The organism is Brotaphodocola sp., from assembly GCF_983179755.1.
In genome coordinates this window covers 24,607-42,134 of the sequence record NZ_CFAHBC010000025.1, presented here as the reverse complement: position 1 = coordinate 42,134, position 17,528 = coordinate 24,607, and the positions used below count along the sequence as shown (strand labels likewise).

Sequence of the window (17,528 nt, the reverse complement as noted above, 5' to 3'; positions counted from 1 at the left end):
TTCCGGACTTGCACCGGTTAGAAACGTGCGCCGCCGGGCGCACTCATATAAAAGATCCCCCACCAGCTCAAACTGGCGGGGGATTTTTTTACCTGTTAAACCGCTTAGATCTCATATCCGATCATTCTCAAATACGTCTTAATCAGATCCACGATCTGGTCAAGCTCAAGCTTGCTCGCATTAATCGGCAGATCATAGTTTGTCATATCTTCCCACTCTCTTCCGGTGAAGTAGCGGTGATATTCCCGGCGCTGTTTCGTGATCCGGTTCAGCTTATCGAGTGCTTCCTTCGTGTCAAGAATTCCATCAACCTCCATCGTCCGGCGCACACAGGTCGGCGTGTCTGCATACACAAAGATCTTCACAAGATCTTCCTTGCCTGCACTCTCGAGAATATAGTCTGCACACCGTCCAATGATCACGCAGGACTCGTGATCGGCAAGCTCGCGGATAACTTCAGACTGGAATCGGAAAAGGTTCTCCGGTGAAGTCACATCTCCGTCAATCTTCGGATGACCAAGAGCCAGCTTTCTTCCCATTCCACCGACAATCTTGCGGAGCACATTGTTGCCCGCCTTCTCATCTGCCAGACGGAAATACTGTTCGCCGACAGCACTCTTCTCCGCCGTCATGCTCAAAATCTCATCGTCGTAGTAGGAAACCCCAAGTTCCTCTGCAAGACGTTTGCCGACAATGCGACCTCCACTTCCGTACTGACGTTCAATTGTGATCACCAGTTTGTTCTTATCCATAAAAACGCCTCCTCCAATCCAAAGCACCCGAAATCATCTGTTTTTGAATCTAATTTTCCGATTTCTGCACTCCGGAAATTTAATTTTTATTTTGCAAGCATCATGCGGTCATTCGCAAACTGCTCTCCACTCGCCTCCTCAAACTTGTGAAGCAGGTCATCGACAGTCAATTTCTTCTTCTCTTCGCCCTCGACATCATAGATGACATTTCCCTCATGCATCATGATCAGCCGATTGCCGAGCTGAATCGCATCTCTCATGTTGTGCGTGATCATCAGCGTCGTGAGATTCTGCTCTGCGACGATCTCTGCAGTCAGATCGAGCACCTTCTTCGCCGTCTTCGGGTCGAGCGCTGCGGTATGTTCATCGAGAAGCAGAAGTTTCGGGCGCTGAAGCGTCGCCATCAGAAGCGTCAATGCCTGTCTCTGACCGCCTGAGAGCAGTCCGACCTTCGAGGTCATGCGATCCTCAAGTCCGAGTCCCAAGCGCTTGAGAAGGTCCTGATAAAGCCTTCTCTCGCTGTTCTTGATCCCGGGCTTGAGAGTCCGTCTTCCACCTCTGCGAAGCGCCAGCGCAAGATTTTCCTCGATTCCCATCGTTCCTGCGGTTCCATTCATCGGATCTTGAAACACGCGTCCCAGAAACTTCGCTCTCTTGTACTCCGGAAGTTTTGTCACATCCTTCTCATCAATCAGAATCTTTCCGGAATCGATCGGCCACACACCTGCGATCGCATTCAAGAGCGTCGATTTTCCGGCTCCGTTTCCTCCGATCACCGTCACAAAATCCCCGTCCTTGAGCGTCAGACTCAAGCCGCGAAGTGCCTTTTTCTCATTCACCGTTCCACGGTTAAATGTCTTTGAAATCTCTCTGATCTCCAGCATGCCTTATCTTCCCCCTTTGCTAAAATTGGAAAAATAACGGCTCTTCCATGTCGGAATTGCAAGGAATACGGCAACAACTACCGCAGAGAGCAATTTCAGAAGATCCGTGTCAATACCCATCCATATTACGAGCTGAAGCACCAGATAATAGATGATCGATCCGAGTGCGACGCCCACAAGACGGAATCCAAAATTGTGAAATACCCGTCCAAAGACAGCTTCACCGATGATGACAGCTGCAAGACCGATGACGATTGCGCCTCGTCCCATATTGATATCGGCAAATCCCTGATACTGAGAGAGCAGAGCTCCGGAAAGTGCAACAAGACCATTCGAGAGCATCAGACCGAGGACTCTCGCAAAGTCGGTGTTGATTCCCTGCGCCCGTGCCATCTTTTCATTGCATCCGGTCGCACGCAGAGAGCATCCAAGCTCTGTTCCGAAGAACCAGTACAACAACACAACAAGAAGAAGAATCGCCACAGCCACAATCAGAATCGTATTGCGATAAAATGCAACCCCGCGGATAAAACGCAGGGAGACAAGAAGCTGATACTTGTCGACATTGATCGCCTGGTTCGCTTTTCCCATCACTTTTAAATTAATCGAATACAGACCAAGCTGTGTCAGAATTCCCGCCAGGATCGCCGGGATTCCCATAAATGTATTAAAAATTCCTGTCACCAATCCGGCCATCATTCCCGCCAGAAATGCACATGCCATCGATATCCAGACATTGTGTCCCGTCAGCATCATCATGATGCAGACCGCACCGCCCGTTCCCAGAGAACCATCGACCGTCAGATCCGCAATATCCAGAATCCGAAACGTGAGATATACACCGATCGCCATGACTCCCCAGATAAGTCCCTGCGCCACTGCTCCGGGTAGGGCATTAATCAAACTTATCATATTTTTCCTCCAGCGTAACCGCTCAGACGCAGAAAGACTGCCGATGACAGTCTTTCTGCTCTTCTCTATTCTACAATATTTTCACAGAACCTTCAATCAAATTTTAGAACAAATTCGATCATTTTTTGCATAAATTTCTTTTCTGTCAGATTTTTTATGCTATTTTGCTTTTTTCTCGTTCCGTTCCATTTCTGTCACCGGAATAGATCTCTGTTCCATCTTTTCTCAATCTTATTCTTCGATTGCAACATAATCATCCGGAACTTCGATGCCGAGCTGATCGCAGATCGTCTTGTTGTACTTCTTCGTAAACTGCGGTGCATACTCAATCGGCATCTCGGAGATATCAGACTCACCAGTCAGAACTTTTACTGCCATCTTTCCGGTCGCAACACCAAGGTCATAGTAGCTGATCGACAATGTTGCAACGCCACAGCCCTTGCAGATGCCTTCCTCGCCTGCGACAACCGGAATGCCTGCCGGCTGACAGATATTGTTGATGATCTCCGTATTTGCCGCTGCGGTATTATCCGTCGGAACATAAATCACATCGCTCTCAGAAACTGCCTTTGTCGTGATCGTGGAAATGTCGTTGGAATCGGAAAATGCATAATATTCACAGGTGTAACCGAGTTTTTCAAGCTCCTCCTTCACCGTATCCACCTGATACTGGGAGTTCGGCTCTGCGGAACAGTAGAGAAGACCAACCGTCTTCTTGTCCGGGAAGAGTTCCTTGATCATTCCTGCCTGTTCATTTAGCGGTGCCAGGTCTGCGGTTCCGGAAATATTTCCGCCGACCGTTCCATTGAAATCATCGATTCCGAGTGCCACTCCGTACTCTGTCACAGAAGTGCCGAGAACCGGGATATCCTTCGTTCCTGCCTGAGCTGCCTGAAGGGCTGCTGTCGCGTTCGCAAGAATCAGGTCTACATTCTCGGAGACGAAACTGTTGATGATCGTGGAACAGGTATTAGAGTCTCCCTGTGCATTCTGCTCATCAAACTTTACGGCGTCACCAAGCTCCTCCGTCAGTGCATCCTTGAATCCCTGAGTTACCGCATCCAGAGCATTGTGCTGAACAAGCTGACAGATTCCCACAAGATACGTCTGTCCGTCCGCACTCTTCTCTCCCTCGGTCGCTGAAGAGTCTGCCACACTGCTGTCCGTTTTTGCCGTCTCTGCTGTCGTTGCAGATGCACCGCTTCCACCGCATGCTGTCATGGAAAGTGCCATGATTCCTGCCATTGTCGCAGATAAGATTCTCATTGTTTTTTTCATAATTCTCTCCCTCTCTTTTCTCTCAGATAGTTTCATGGATGTCTTAATGTTCCGTCTCGTCCCTCATGAACTTTTTTCATCATACTACACTTTTTTCACAGCGTCAATTTTATTACTTTAAATTTATGTGATTTTAAAGTAATAAAGTGAAAAATGAGAAAATAGGAAAATCTTTATAGGGTTCATAACAGATTAAGTATTTGCATTTTTCGTGATTTTCTACTATACTTGAACTCGTAAAGCACTTACCTGTACTCTAAATTCACAATAAAACTCTCTTTCCTGGCGAATGAATTTTCCAATCCAATTTACTGCCAACCGATCGTGATAATCAACCTTTTTCATTCGTAAGCAGAGTTTTATTGGAATTTGGAGCAATAAGCGAGAATCCTCCGTTTCTGTAATGGATAAAACATGACAAAACCAGAAATCAATCGGATTATTCTCGAATCATGGAGGAACCTCTCACGATGAACAACGACAACTCAGTTGCACTTTTAGAAATGCTCAATGCGAGAGAGATGCGTAGCGTTTTGCAGAAACAGCTTCTTCAGCAGTACCGGAAACCTTTGATCTGTCTGACACTCAATATTCCTGGTCCTGTTAAACTTCTTCCCGGTGTACCGGAAGCCTTCGCAGAAGGATGCCGAAGAATTGAGGAGACGCTTCAAGAGCATCTTATTCTAATCAGCAATTTCCGTACTGAAAAAGAGAAGACCGGATATGAAGCATTTTACAGCGTCGACGCTTCTCCGGAATATGTGAAAGAACTGATGACTGCTTTGGAAGATCAGGACGCCCTCGGGCGACTTTTTGATATTGATGTGTTAAATGTGAACGGCACCAAGATCTCCCGCGAGGAACTCGGTCAGCCCGCTCGCAGATGTTTGATCTGTGACGAACCGGCACACGCATGCAGCCGCAGCCGTAAACACACCGTTGAGGAACTCACTGCAAGGGTCAGTGAGATTTTAAAACCGTTTACGAGCTGTTAATCCATTCGTCGCAGAAAAAGTCAATTGTTAAGCATGCAAGCAAATAAAAAAGAATCACATACAAAAATGTTAAAAAAAGAAAATCACACCGCAAATACGGGGACATCAGAAAACAGTATGCAGACTGCGCTGTTCTCTGGTGTCCCCTTTTGTTCTTGGATTTTTCTCCTTGCTTGTGATAATTGATGTTACTGTATCTGTATATAAATAAAAAATTTCGTATGATTTATTATCATCGGCGTTTTTCGCCAGAAATGAGGTGTCTATGTACCAGAAAACCAGACCAGATCAAGCCCCGGAAACAGATTTTCCAAGAGAATCCGAGACAAAAATCAGCACGACGAGATTAGTCGAAACCTTCTCCAAACTCTGCCACCGCGCACTGATGGCGGAGGTCTCTGCGACCCCAAAGCCGGGTCTTGTCGACCGCCACGACAGCGGAGCACACTCCGATATGGATTTTGATACGTTCTCGGCAAGCTCTGACGCGATTGCCCCGTGGATCACAAAGATGTTTGAGATCGGACTTTTCTGGCAGGAAGATCGTGATGGCAGAGATCTTTTCTCTGCGATTCGCCCGCTCGGAGTAGAGGCGGAGAAGGCGATGTTTGACGCGACAAACGGGATCAACACACACAAGGGCATGATTTTCTCGATGGGAATCGTCTCTGCAATCGCCGGCTTTCTCTTTGCGCAGACACACAGCTTTAACGCTGAAGCAATTCTTGAGACTTCCGGTCTTCTCTGTCGTGATCTGATCGAGACGGATTTTCAAAAAATGGACAAAAAAAATCCCCGCACACACGGGGAAATTCTCTATGTCCGTTTCGGTATAAAGGGAATCCGCGGGGAGGTCGCGGAGGGCTTTCCCGCGATCCGCAAGATCGCTCTCCCATCTCTGCGCCGTTTCTCCGATCCAGGGCTTGCAGAGCAGGCAAAAAAAGCCTTTACGGAAGTCTACCTGAATGGTCAGACCGGCACTCTCTCAACCCCAGATTTCAACCCACATTGGAATGCCTCCCGCCTGAACACCCTCCTCTCGCTGATGGCAAGCGTCGACGACACGAATGTCCTGATCCGAACGAGCCCCGAAATGCTCGTCTACGAGAAGGAGTGTGCAAAACGTATCCTTGATCTCGGCGGGGCCTTTACGAAGCAGGGACTCTTGGAACTTACGCGTCTCAACGAAGAGTTCATCCGCCTCCATTTAAGTCCCGGGGGCTGTGCCGACCTTCTCGCCGTCACAATCCTGCTTCACGATCTGGAAAATCTTGATTTGAAGAACTAAGCCTTACTCACTTCGGAGTGCATCGATCGGGTTGAGCTTTGATGCACGGCTCGCCGGCATATATCCAAACAGCAAGCCGATTCCGACGGAAACCGCAAACGATACCGCAATCGCGGAGAACGTCGGGGTCGACTGGAATGTCGTGTTAAACCTGTTAATCAGGAAGATCACTCCACAACCGATCGCAATTCCGATCACACCTCCGATCGAGCTTGTCACCGCTGCCTCAATCACAAACTGTTGCAAAATCACGCTTCTTCGCGCACCGAGCGCCTTTCGGATACCAATCTCACGCGTTCTCTCAGTGACGGACACGAGCATGATGTTCATGACACCGACACCTGCCACGAGAAGGGAGATTCCTGCAATTCCACCAAGACCGACAGAAGCCGTCGTCACAAGCGAGTTGATCTCATCGAGCATGTCACTCGTCGCCTCGACTGTATACAGATCCTCATTCTTCATCTTCTCATAGAGGAAATTTTTGAGTGCGGTCTTGCACTCAGATACCTTGTCGAGATCATTCACCGTGATGATATAGTTGTTGACATAGGCATTTCTCGCCAGCTTCGTCGCACAGGTGTACGGAATCCAGACAAAATCATCCGTTCCGCCCTCACTCAGTTCTTCCTTATTCTGCTGTTCGATGACACCGACAATCGTAAATGCCGTTCCGTTGATCTTGATCGTCTCCCCACAGGCTTTCTCCGCACCTCCATAGAGCTCGTTTGCCACATAGGTTCCGATCACACAGACCTTATGGCGCGCCGACATATCAATATACTGGAGACCACGTCCATACTCAAGCTCCCAGTCCTTGATTTCCTGATAATCCTCGCTGACACCTGTGATACTCGTCGAGTCAAGCGAATCATTTCCATTCTTTGCGACACCGCGAATCGAGATCGTCGGCGTCATGCTTCCAAACAAATCTGTATTTTTATCATAAAACTCATACATCTCATCCACGCTGACATTTCGCGACGGCAGATTGATGATATTGAGTGTAATCTGATCGACACCGAGGCTTGCAAAGCTCTCCGTCATGTAAGAGAGATATCCGCTGACGACGCTGACGAGAATGATCACGGCAGACACACCGATGATGATTCCAAGCATCGTCAGAAACGAACGCATTTTGTTGCCCCAGATACTCTTAATCGCCAGCTTAAATGATTGCTGCATAGTCTTCCACGTCTCCGTCAAAATTAATTTTTCCATCCATAATCCGCACCACGCGCTTCGCCTCAACTGCGATGGAATTATCATGGGTAATCATTACAATCGTGTTGCCCTCACTGTGAAGCTCTTTGAGGAAGTTGAGCACTTCCCGGCTCGTTCTTGAGTCGAGTGCTCCGGTCGGCTCATCCGCAAGAATCAGCGACGGGTCGCCCGCAAGCGCTCTCGCAATCGAAACTCTCTGTTGCTGACCTCCGGAGAGCTGTTTGGGAAGGTTACGCCACTTTTCCGCAAGTCCAACTCGCTCAAGCTGGCGCATCGCCCTCTCCTTTCGCTCCTCCTTCGGCACCTTCGCGTAAAGCAGAGGAAGTTCCACATTTTCGAGAAGATTGGATTTCGGGAGCAGGTTGTACTGCTGAAAAATAAATCCGATCATTCGGTTTCGGATGTCCGCGAGCTGATCATCGCTCATCTGTGCGACATCCTCCCCGCCAAGCCGGTAACTTCCCGAAGTCGGTACATCGAGCGCTCCGATGATGTTCATCAGCGTCGACTTTCCACTTCCGGACTTTCCGACAATCGCGACAAACTCGCCCCGGTTGATCGTCAGAGAGATCCCGTCATTTGCCCGCACCTCCTCAGATCCCATCTGATAGATCTTGTAGATGTCTTTTAACTCAATTAGTGGCTCTCCCATCGTTCTCGCCTTCCTCCCTCTTTTTTATCTATGCTTGACATTTCACTTACGGCATTCCACCGCCACCGCGCTGACCTCCGCCATCGCCGTTACCGCCAGGAGCTCCGCCCGGGCCTCCCATTCCGCCTCCAGGACCGCCCATCTGGAACATGTCGGTACTCTTTCCAGACGACTCCTCGACGTAAACCGTATCACCCTCGGAGACACCGCTCTTGATCTCAACAAAATCATCGTTGCTGAGTCCGATCTCGACCTCAACTGCCTTAAATCCGGCAGGCACGTTACCCATCTGCGGACCCTCGGATGCGTCTGCGGAATCATCCTTAATATAGACGCGATTTCCACGCATCAGTGCTCCGGACGGAACCATCAGTGTGTCCTTCGACTCTCCGACCGTGATCACACCATCGACATTCATACCCGGAAGAAGCACTCCGTTTGCATCGGAATCCAGTGTTACCGTGACCGGATAGTTCGTGACTCCGTTTGACTGGCTTCCCTTGAGGCTGACATTTGTGACCGTTCCGCTGAATGTGCGGTCGCTGTACGCATCGGCAGTTACCGAAACCGACTGACCAACGGCGACACTCGAGATATCCATCTCATCGACCGACATCTCAAACGTCAGCTCCGACATATCGTAGATCGTCGCAAGTGTCGTATCCGAGCTTCCGGAATTTCGGCTGATCTTATCTCCGACCTTGACGCTCTTTGTAATGATCTGTCCGGAGATCGGCGCTGTGATCGTGTAGTTGTCGATGTTGTCCTGTGTACTGTCAAGACTTGACTGTGCCTGCTCGACCTGAGCTTTTGCGGAATCCACAGAGTCCTCAAAACTCTGCAGGATGTCCTGCACATCCTTGCTCTTGATCTTGAAAATCGGAGTTCCGACGGTCACATAGTCGCCCTCATGGACGAGCATGCTCTCGACCTCGATACTTCCATTGACACCGGAAAGACTTGCCGACATCGTCGTGTCGGTCACAGCCGTAAATGTCGCCTCCCCACTTCCAAGGAAATCTCCGACTGAGACCGTCGCCGTATACTGGGAGCTGAGTCCACCCGGATTAGCGACTTCCACAGTCACATAGCGCACCATGCGTCCGCCGTCAAGCACCTCATCCATGTTGCTGACCGCGGTCACTGTTCCGGTGATCTGCTCTCCGGTATCCGTCAATGTCACAACCGCCTGAGCACCCTCCGCGATTGAGACTGCTTCCGTTGAGAGGAACGGAACCTTGATCTTCATCGTCTGATCGTTGTAGATCGACGCAAGAACCGTGTTGTTTGAGACCTTGTCTCCGGCTTCTATATTCAGAGTCTTGATAAATCCGGTGCGCGTCGACTTGTAGGTGTCCCCACTGTAATCGCTGACCGCCTCATTGTAATCGTCAAGTGCCTCCTGATACTTTTTATTTGCACGCTCAAGCGAATTCTGAGAAGAATTCAACTGGGAATTCACAGAAGAGGAATCAATGCGGTAGAGCACCTGTCCCTTCTCCACCTGATCTCCCTCCTCAAAATTCGCCTCAACAACCTCGCCCTCGACAAGGGAGGTGATCTCATAGGTATCCTTTGCGGAGATCGTTCCGGAGGAGGAAAGCGAAGAAATCAGATCTCCTTTTGTGACTTCTGCGGTGTTCTGCTTTCCTGCCTGTGCATTTGCCAGCTTCGCATTTTTCTTCTGATTCTGTACAAAGAACGCTCCACCTGCGACAGCGATCACCATGATTCCTGCGAAAATCCATTTCTTCTTTCCGGATTTCTTTGGAATTCTCTTTTTCTCTGCGTCCGGACTCTTCTTTTTCAGTTTGTCTGTCAGCTTTTTCAACATCTCTATCTCTCCTGTCAGTCTTCTACATAATCAACAATCGTATACGTCGCATCTCCGTTTGAGTTCACCGTCTTCTCACAGATCAGCGTCACAGTATCGCCCACACGCAGCGACCCATAGATCGAAAATGCAAACTGCATCTGAGAATTCGTCAGTTTATACTCATTGTCATCCCCGTCGAGCGTGATCGACGTCGGCGTCATCACATCGCTCGAACTGTAATAGATATTTTCTACGGTACCGCGGATTGCACAGCGTCCACTCTGAATCTCATCCACAGAGTCTGCAACATACGCCCAGATCGTCTTCGCTGTCGTGTTGTAGTAGACGACCACATAGTCGTTGGAAATGTGCTGTTTGAGGATCTCATAGCTCGATGCCTCGCCGTCGATGAAAATGCTCGCCTGCTGAACATTAAACGGAATGTAGTTGCCAAGCACACTGCCCTTCGGAATCAGCTTCGGTCCCTTTAAATCAGTGTCGGCAAGTCCCATCGGGTTGACTTCTCCGTCCGAGTTCAACTCACAGCCAAGTACAGTCGCATACGCCTTTCCGGTCGTCTTGCTGTCGGTCTTTAAGAGGTTATAAAACAGATTGATGCAGTCCTGACGATTCAGGATCTCCGTCTGCTGTCTGTCAACCTCATCGTTGAGTTCCAGACTGTAATACATCGCCATCCGCGCTCCGACGGTGTTCGTCGCAAAATCCTCATTCGTATATCCGAGAAGCGCTAAAAGTCCTCTGACCGCTTCCTGAAGGGTAATCGCCTGATCCGGCTTAAACTGTCCTCCAAGATAGCCGACCATCCACTGTTTTTCTGCTGCCATCCGAATGCTCGAGGCATAGGTATGGGTCGCAGGCACATCGGAATACACGGAAACATTGCTCGTGGACGTCAGATAATCCCGATACGTCGATGCCTTCACAAGCATCTGAGCAAATTCTCCTCTCGTCACCGATGTGGTGAGATCACTGCTCACACTCATAATTCCTGCAATGCCGACTACCTTTCTGCGGTAGTCCATGTTATTGTCTGCTGCCTGAGCAACCATCGGCAAAACGCTCGATGTCGCTGTCACAATCGCCATCGCTACCGCGATCTTTCCCCTTTTTCCCATAATGCTTTTCAAACTCCTCTCTGATATTAAAGTAATCATAAATGATGTTTGTGTTCATTTTGTGTTTAGAATGTGTCAGAATTGAGAGTTTTTTCTCGTGAACTACCCCGACTTAAAATTTTTCTTTTAAAAATTTTTCTCTTTGTTTCTTTAAGGGATTTGGCAATGAAAAACGCACCTGACTGATCCATTACGATCAATCAGATGCGCTATCTTTTTCTATTTTTATTTTGCAAACCAGTCCTTCATGCACTGAAGTACCTGCACCAGTTCCTCCTCCCTGATCACATACGGCACCATCGCATAAAGATAATTCAAAAACGGACGGCTGAATACGCCTCTCTTATAGGCATATTCCTGATACCCTTTCAGCACCTCCGGATCATAGACCTCGATGCAGACGCAACCTCCCATGATCCGGACTTCACGGATTCTCGGGTCTGTGAAGCCTTCGATCTCGCGACGGGTGACCAGCTCAATCTTTCGGATCTTTTCCATATAATTCTGCGTTTCAAACAATTCAATCGATGCAAGTGCCGCACTGCATGCAAGCGCATTTCCCATAAACGTCGGGCCATGCATCAGAGCATGTTCCGGGACATCATCGTAAAAGCCTTCAAATACTTTTCGGTTTGCTACGGTAACCGCATGACCGATGTATCCACCTGTCAGCGCTTTGCCAAGAACCAGAATATCCGGAAGAACCAAGTCCGCCACAAAACGGTTGCCTGTCCGACCAAATCCCGTCGCCACCTCATCAAAGATCAGAAGGACACCATACTTGTCGCAGAGCTCTCTCGCCTTCTTTAAGAACGAAACATCATACATCCGCATACCGCCGGCACCCTGAAGAAGCGGTTCCACGAGCACACAGTTCAGCCTGTCATGATATTTTTCAAAGGCTTCTTCAAGAGCTGTGATCTCCGTTGGAATATGAACCACATACGGACTTGCCCCATAAGCCTTTAGCACAAAATGATAATCTTCATCATCTCCCGCTTCCATTGTCTTAAATGTGTCACCATGATAAGCATGTTCTAAGGCCAGGACCATTGTCCGCTTTTCGTCTCCCCGGTTCATGTAATACTGCAACGCCATTTTTAAAGCCACCTCAACCGCCACACTGCCGGAATCTGAAAAGAAGCAATAATCCAGATCCCCCGGCAGCCAGGATGAGAGCTTCTCCGACAGCTTCCTTGCCGGTTCATGTGTCAGCCCACCTAACATGACATGAGAAAACTTTTCCACCTGCGAAATAATCGCCTGATTGATAACCGGGTGCTTATACCCGTGGATCACACTCCACCAGGATGAGACGGAATCAATCATCTTCTGGTCTTTCGTATAGAGATATACCCCGTTTGCATCCACGATCCCATATGGTGCCTTCATCGTTTTTAATTGTTGATATGGATACCAGATCATCGTTTTCTTCTCCTTTGCTGTAAAAGTTCCGTATCTTCGCCATTATTTTTCCGCCTGTTGCCTATTAGCTATTATTCATATAAGGCCTTCAAATCTTCTATATTTATCGAAAGCTCCGTGTCACCGTCCGCCACACACGCAACGACCGGAACTCCTGTATAATATTCGCACATTTTCCGGTTATCTTCATGGAGCATATCGCCCTGTCTGTAATGGTTTAAAATAATCCCCTTTAACGGGATCCCCTGCGCTTTGAGGTAATACGCAGTCAGTGCCACATCGTTGATCGTTCCAAGTCCGGCATCCGCAATCATAAGACAGCCAAGCCCACAGGCTTTGACCACCTCCGGCAGGCGAAGATCTGCCTCATCGAAGCAAAGCGGACAGAGAATTCCTCCACTCCCCTCCATCGTCACATACTCGTACTCCTCACAAACTTTATAAAATCCCTTCAGCACAGCTTCCATCTGCACCGGATTTCCCTCCAGCCGGGATGCCAAGTGCGGTGAGACGGCTGTCTCATAGACATACGGACACATTTCTTCCAACGGCTGGCGGATTCCGGACATCTTTTTTACCTGCAACGCATCCCCAGGGATCAGACTGCCGTCCGGTCGTCTTTCATTCCCGCTCATAGCAGATTTATAGTAGCCTGCATCCACACCGCTTTTCCTCAGTTTTTTTACGATCAGTCCCGTCACATACGTCTTTCCAACATCCGTTCCTGTACCTGTAACAAAAATATTTCTGCTCATTTTCTATCCAAGTCTCCCTTCCCTGATCATCGGGATCATTCTTTTTCCGAGTGTCGCTGCCAGAATACACAGCACAATGTCTCCCGGTACTGCCAGTAAAAAGCAGTATAAAAACAGTGGCCAGAGTCCGATTGGTGTATTTAAAACGAAATTACTGATCACATAATAGTAGACCATGCCAAATGCGTACACAATAAAGAGTCCGATAAAATTTGCCACCAGAAGACATCTGTAATCCGGACGGCTCTTCTCATTTGCAATTCGTCCAGTCACATAAGTCGCCACTGCAAATCCAATGATGTAGCCAAAACTCGGCTGAAAAATATAACCCGGTCCACCGCCCTGTGTAAAGATCGGAAGTCCCGCCAGCCCCAACACAATATAAACGACGACTGCCAGCGCCCCATTTACAGGACCAAGAAGTAGTCCCGCCAGCATCGTAAACAAAAACTGAAGGGTAAACGGAACTACCGGAACCGGAACCTTGATAAATGCTCCCACTGCGATCAACGCAACAAACATTGCGCAAAGCACAAGATCTTTTGTTTTCATACATTTCAAAATTTTTTCCTCCTAAAATTTCCGGGGCGTTCCCAAAATCTGAAATCTCCCCCTTTTCTTTTCCTGTACATGCGCATATTCTTCCGTCCTTTTCCTACCTTCTAAAACAGCACTCGCTGTCCCAGATCCCGGGTGGTATTACAAGGATGGACTTGTAGGAGCATATCATAGAATTTTTACATTGTCAACCAATTATCTTTATTTGGTTGACAATCAATTTATTTAAACTTTCTGGTGGAATAAGAGAATAAGAATGGAATAAAATTAAAAAGAACTTATAAGACAATTTACAATTAAGACCATACAGAATAATACAGAATGGATCACGATGGCAGAACAAGCGTCTCAATCGCATATGCAACTCCGTCCTCTGCATTCGATCGGGTCTGACAGCGCGCAGTCTTTTTTGCGAGCTCCATTCCATTTGCCATCGCAAGTGTGTATCCAAGCGGAAGTTCCAGCATTGATCTGTCATTCTCACTGTCCCCGACCGCAAGAATCTCTCTCAGCTGAATTCCGTGACTCTGGGCATATTTCAAGAGCGCAATTCCCTTCTGGGCTGACGAGTTTGTGATCTCCAAATTCGTCTCATCCGAGGAGACAACTGCAAACGAGGGATCTTTTAACAGCTTCTCTCTCACGCGCATCAGCGCATCTTCCTCCCGGCTCATCACAGACATCTTGAAAATCTCGAGATCGCCTGCAAACAGTTCGCTCTCCGAGATAAACCGAAACTTGCTCTCAATGATCTCAAACGAGATTCCCCCCGCCATCGGAAGAAGGATTCCCTCTTCAAATCCCCTGCGAAATTCTTCTCTCGTGCTGATCGTCACACTGCCCTCATTCGTCATGAAATCAAACAACATTCCCGGCTCTCTGCACGTGAGAACCGCTCTGACCTGCTCATAGGAAAGTTCCTGTTTGAAAATCGCATTTCCCGTCCGGTCGCAGACCTTTGCCCCATTCATGCAGATCACATCGCAGTCAATCGCCTGTTCTTCAAGTGGTCTCCTGGCATCCTCATAGCCGCGCCCGGTGCAGACAACAAACTCACAGCCGGAAGCTCTCATCTGGCGGATCGTCTGCGCCGTCCGATCTGAGATTCTTCCATCTTGCCCCAATAAAGTTCCATCCATATCTGATGCTACCAGTCGAATCATTTATCATTCCTCCCCTTGTTTTCAACATTTCTTTTTTCTTTGTTCTTTTTTCTTTGTTCTTTTTTCTCTTTTATTCTACAAATTCTTTGTAAAATCAAAAAGAAGCATCCTGTAAAATCATCGTAAATGCTTTGATTTCACAGAATGCTTCTCTGTCATTACCTTAACCTTATGGAATTTTATTCATTCAAAAGATTGTAATCCTCAATTGACTTGTTGATCTGATCGGCAATCGTCTTTAAGGCATCCTCTGGTTTTTCGTTCTTATTGATCATATTTTCGATCTCAGTCTCCACGATCGTGCGCGCCTCCGGGAAGACACTGAGAAGAGCACCTGCGGACTCCGGAGTCGAATCATGAAGCTGATCAATTGCGGTCTCAAACTGCGGATATTTCTCCAGATTCTCCTTAAATACCGGCTCATCATGTGCAGTCACGGTTACCGGGAAGTATCCGGTCTGAGCATTCCAGTATGCCTGACTCTCCGGGGATACGAGGAACTTTACAAACTCCCAGACTGCCATCTGCTTTGCCTCATCCTCATTGTTCAGTGCCCACAGCGAAGCTCCTCCGATCGATACACCGCCCTGATCGTCATCAGATACCTTCGGGAAATATGCCGTTCCGACCTCGAATTTTCCATTGACATCGTTGAGCACCTGTTTTAAGGATGCCGTAGAGCCAAGCGTCATTGCAGACTTTCCAGAGCTGAAATCAGCAAGACCAGCATCACCTCCGCGACCGACATTCGGCGCATACCCCTTGTCTGCGAGAGACTTCCATGCCGTCAGTGTGTTGAGACCTGCACCGTTTGAATCAAACTCCACTGCCGTTGCGACACCCTCACGCCCATTTCCGTTGTCCACATAGTTTTTGCCCTGTTTTGCCGTGAACTGTTCAAAGAACCAGCCATAAATTCCAAGAGAAATCGCTTCTCCGGCACCACCCTTTGTGATCAGATCCTCACTGACTGCCTCAATTCCCGGCAGACTGTCCGGAACCTCCGTGATCCCGGCCTTCTCAAACATGTCCTTGTTGTAATACAAAATCGGAGTTGAGGAGTTAAACGGCATCGAATACAGCTTGTTATCTACCGTATAATATGCCGCAATATTCGGCTCAATCTGAGAATTATCCCATCCATCTGCATCAATCAGATCCTGCATCGGGATGACCCAACCGGAATCAATCATGAAACGGGTACCGATGTCATAGATCTGCACGAGATCGGCTCCCATATTTCCGATCTGCGCACTCTTGAGCTTATTGATCGCGTCGTCATAGCTTCCCTGATACTGAGCATCCACCTTGATATTCTTCGTATTTTCCTCATTAAATTTCTTGACGAGATAGTCAATCGCCTCTCCGTTGACACCGCCCATTGAATGCCAGAATGTGATCGTCTGACCCTCTCCGGAAGCCCCACTTGGATCTGTCTTTGCCTGTGTCTCTGCACTGGAAGAGTTATCTTTGCTCTCGGTCTGTGCACTTGAAGATGCCGAATCTGCTGAATTTGAGGAAGTCTCACTCTTTCCACATGCAGCTGCACTGACTGCCATCATCACTGCCATCGCCATACTCATCGCTCTCTTTGTCTTCTTTAACTTCATTTTTTCCTCCATGCTCTCCCTGAACGCATTTATCGGTTCACGGAATTTTCATCTTCCATTTCTTTCTTCTGCTTTTTTCTTATGCTTCTTTCTTGTGCTTCTTTCTTCTTCGCTTCTGTTTTTTCTATCTTCTATTTTCAACAGGCTTTCCCCCACAAAAGCCTGAACTTCTCTTAGCCCTTGACTGCGCCGGAGAACATTCCGCGAATCAACTGTTTCTGACCGATGATGAAAATCGAGATCGACGGGACAATAATCATCACCACTCCCGCAATCATCAACGTGATCGACTGGGAATCCACACTATCAAGCATACCGATTCCGATCTGCACCGTGCGGTAAGTCGAGGAACCCGTCACGAGAAGTGGCCACATATACATGTTCCATGCATTGATAAAGGTATAAACTGCCATTGCCCCGATTGCGGACTTCGTAAGTGGAATCAAAATCTGAAAAATAAATCTCAGATTTGAGCAACCATCCATTTTCGCCGATTCATAGAGGGAGATCGGAAAACTCATATAAAACTGACGGAACAGAAAGATTCCCATCGCCGAAGTCAGATACGGCACAATCAGCACTGGATAGGAATCGAGCCATCCGAGTTTGCTGACCGTCAGATAATTGGAAATGATCGTCGCCTCTCCCGGGATCATCATCGTCGCCATCACAATCATGAACAGCACCTGTTTTCCCTTAAACTTCAGGAAGGAGAACGAGAATGCGGATAAAGAACAGGAAATGATCTGTCCGATCGTAATGCATCCTGCCACAACAAACGAGTTGATCACAAAGCGAACCAGCGGAACTTTCACCAGTGCCTGACGAAAGTTTTCGAGTGTCGGCTGTTTCGGAATCAGATTCATCTCCGTCGTGAAAAGCTCACTCGACGGCATAAATGCAACGCTGAATGCATACAGCAGAGGAAGCAGAATCACAAATGCAACGATTGTGTTAAGTCCAATCAAAATTCCTTTTCTCAGATTTTTCTTTGCCAGAGCACGCCTATTTGCCTCCATCTGAAGCGCTCGGATTTGTCCGGCGTCCAGCGCGTCTCTCATAACAGCTACTTCCTGTCTG

Annotated in this window: 16 protein-coding genes; 2 read left to right on the top strand and 14 right to left on the bottom strand. The window is 48.1% G+C overall.

Annotation, left to right across the window (positions count from 1 at the left end):
• Positions 1-104: 104 nt before the first annotated feature.
• From AC4EVX_RS09740 to AC4EVX_RS09725, 4 genes are all read right to left on the bottom strand, one after another.
• Positions 105-752 carry a cytidylate kinase-like family protein gene (locus tag AC4EVX_RS09740; RefSeq protein WP_308451872.1) on the bottom strand — a complete coding sequence of 216 codons (648 nt, stop codon included), beginning with the start codon at positions 750-752 and terminating at the stop codon, positions 105-107.
• 86 nt (positions 753-838) lie between these two features.
• A complete protein-coding gene (locus AC4EVX_RS09735) occupies positions 839-1,636 on the bottom strand; it encodes an ABC transporter ATP-binding protein (RefSeq protein WP_308451873.1) in 798 nt (265 codons plus the stop codon).
• 3 nt (positions 1,637-1,639) lie between these two features.
• Positions 1,640-2,548: an ABC transporter permease gene (locus tag AC4EVX_RS09730; protein WP_490160103.1), complete on the bottom strand. Its 909-nt coding sequence runs from the start codon at positions 2,546-2,548 to the stop codon at positions 1,640-1,642.
• A gap of 231 nt (positions 2,549-2,779) precedes the next feature.
• A complete protein-coding gene (locus AC4EVX_RS09725) occupies positions 2,780-3,826 on the bottom strand; it encodes an ABC transporter substrate-binding protein (RefSeq protein ID WP_490160102.1) in 1,047 nt (348 codons plus the stop codon).
• A gap of 470 nt (positions 3,827-4,296) precedes the next feature.
• On the opposite strand from AC4EVX_RS09725, the gene citX reads away from it, so the two are divergent.
• Together citX and AC4EVX_RS09715 are read left to right on the top strand one after the other, a co-directional pair.
• Positions 4,297-4,821, top strand: a complete 525-nt coding sequence (citX, locus tag AC4EVX_RS09720; RefSeq protein WP_490160101.1) for a citrate lyase holo-[acyl-carrier protein] synthase — start codon at positions 4,297-4,299, stop codon at positions 4,819-4,821.
• 265 nt (positions 4,822-5,086) lie between these two features.
• Positions 5,087-6,109, top strand: a complete 1,023-nt coding sequence (locus AC4EVX_RS09715) for a triphosphoribosyl-dephospho-CoA synthase (protein ID WP_177977145.1) — start codon at positions 5,087-5,089, stop codon at positions 6,107-6,109.
• A 3-nt stretch (positions 6,110-6,112) separates the two neighbouring features.
• Here the strand turns inward: AC4EVX_RS09715 and AC4EVX_RS09710 are convergent, their stop codons facing one another.
• The 10 genes from AC4EVX_RS09710 to AC4EVX_RS09665 all read right to left on the bottom strand — a co-directional run bounded on the left by AC4EVX_RS09710 (position 6,113) and on the right by AC4EVX_RS09665 (position 17,509).
• Positions 6,113-7,294: an ABC transporter permease gene (locus AC4EVX_RS09710; RefSeq protein WP_177977146.1), complete on the bottom strand. Its 1,182-nt coding sequence runs from the start codon at positions 7,292-7,294 to the stop codon at positions 6,113-6,115.
• Positions 7,278-7,985, bottom strand: a complete 708-nt coding sequence (locus tag AC4EVX_RS09705; RefSeq protein WP_177977147.1) for an ATP-binding cassette domain-containing protein — start codon at positions 7,983-7,985, stop codon at positions 7,278-7,280. The genes AC4EVX_RS09710 and AC4EVX_RS09705 overlap by 17 nt, the downstream gene beginning before the upstream one ends.
• A 46-nt stretch (positions 7,986-8,031) precedes the next feature.
• A complete protein-coding gene (locus AC4EVX_RS09700; RefSeq protein WP_490160100.1) occupies positions 8,032-9,819 on the bottom strand; it encodes an efflux RND transporter periplasmic adaptor subunit in 1,788 nt (595 codons plus the stop codon).
• A 14-nt stretch (positions 9,820-9,833) separates the two neighbouring features.
• Positions 9,834-10,937, bottom strand: a complete 1,104-nt coding sequence (locus AC4EVX_RS09695; protein ID WP_308451881.1) for an S-layer homology domain-containing protein — start codon at positions 10,935-10,937, stop codon at positions 9,834-9,836.
• A gap of 225 nt (positions 10,938-11,162) precedes the next feature.
• On the bottom strand, positions 11,163-12,362 hold the full coding sequence (gene bioA, locus AC4EVX_RS09690; RefSeq protein ID WP_490160099.1) for an adenosylmethionine--8-amino-7-oxononanoate transaminase: 1,200 nt from the start codon (positions 12,360-12,362) through the stop codon (positions 11,163-11,165).
• A 71-nt stretch (positions 12,363-12,433) separates the two neighbouring features.
• Positions 12,434-13,117 (bottom strand): dethiobiotin synthase, encoded by a 684-nt coding sequence (bioD, locus tag AC4EVX_RS09685; protein ID WP_490160098.1) that lies wholly within the window; start codon positions 13,115-13,117, stop codon positions 12,434-12,436.
• A 3-nt stretch (positions 13,118-13,120) separates the two neighbouring features.
• Positions 13,121-13,669: an ECF transporter S component gene (locus AC4EVX_RS09680; RefSeq protein ID WP_177977151.1), complete on the bottom strand. Its 549-nt coding sequence runs from the start codon at positions 13,667-13,669 to the stop codon at positions 13,121-13,123.
• Between the two features lie 332 nt (positions 13,670-14,001).
• Positions 14,002-14,838 (bottom strand): Cof-type HAD-IIB family hydrolase, encoded by an 837-nt coding sequence (locus tag AC4EVX_RS09675; RefSeq protein WP_490160097.1) that lies wholly within the window; start codon positions 14,836-14,838, stop codon positions 14,002-14,004.
• Between the two features lie 179 nt (positions 14,839-15,017).
• The gene (locus AC4EVX_RS09670; protein ID WP_490160096.1) at positions 15,018-16,448 is read right to left on the bottom strand and encodes an ABC transporter substrate-binding protein; all 1,431 of its coding nucleotides are present in this window, start codon (positions 16,446-16,448) and stop codon (positions 15,018-15,020) included.
• Positions 16,449-16,621: 173 nt separating this feature from the next.
• Entirely contained in the window at positions 16,622-17,509 is an 888-nt protein-coding gene (locus AC4EVX_RS09665; RefSeq protein ID WP_408612100.1) for a carbohydrate ABC transporter permease, read from the bottom strand.
• Positions 17,510-17,528 lie beyond the last annotated feature (19 nt).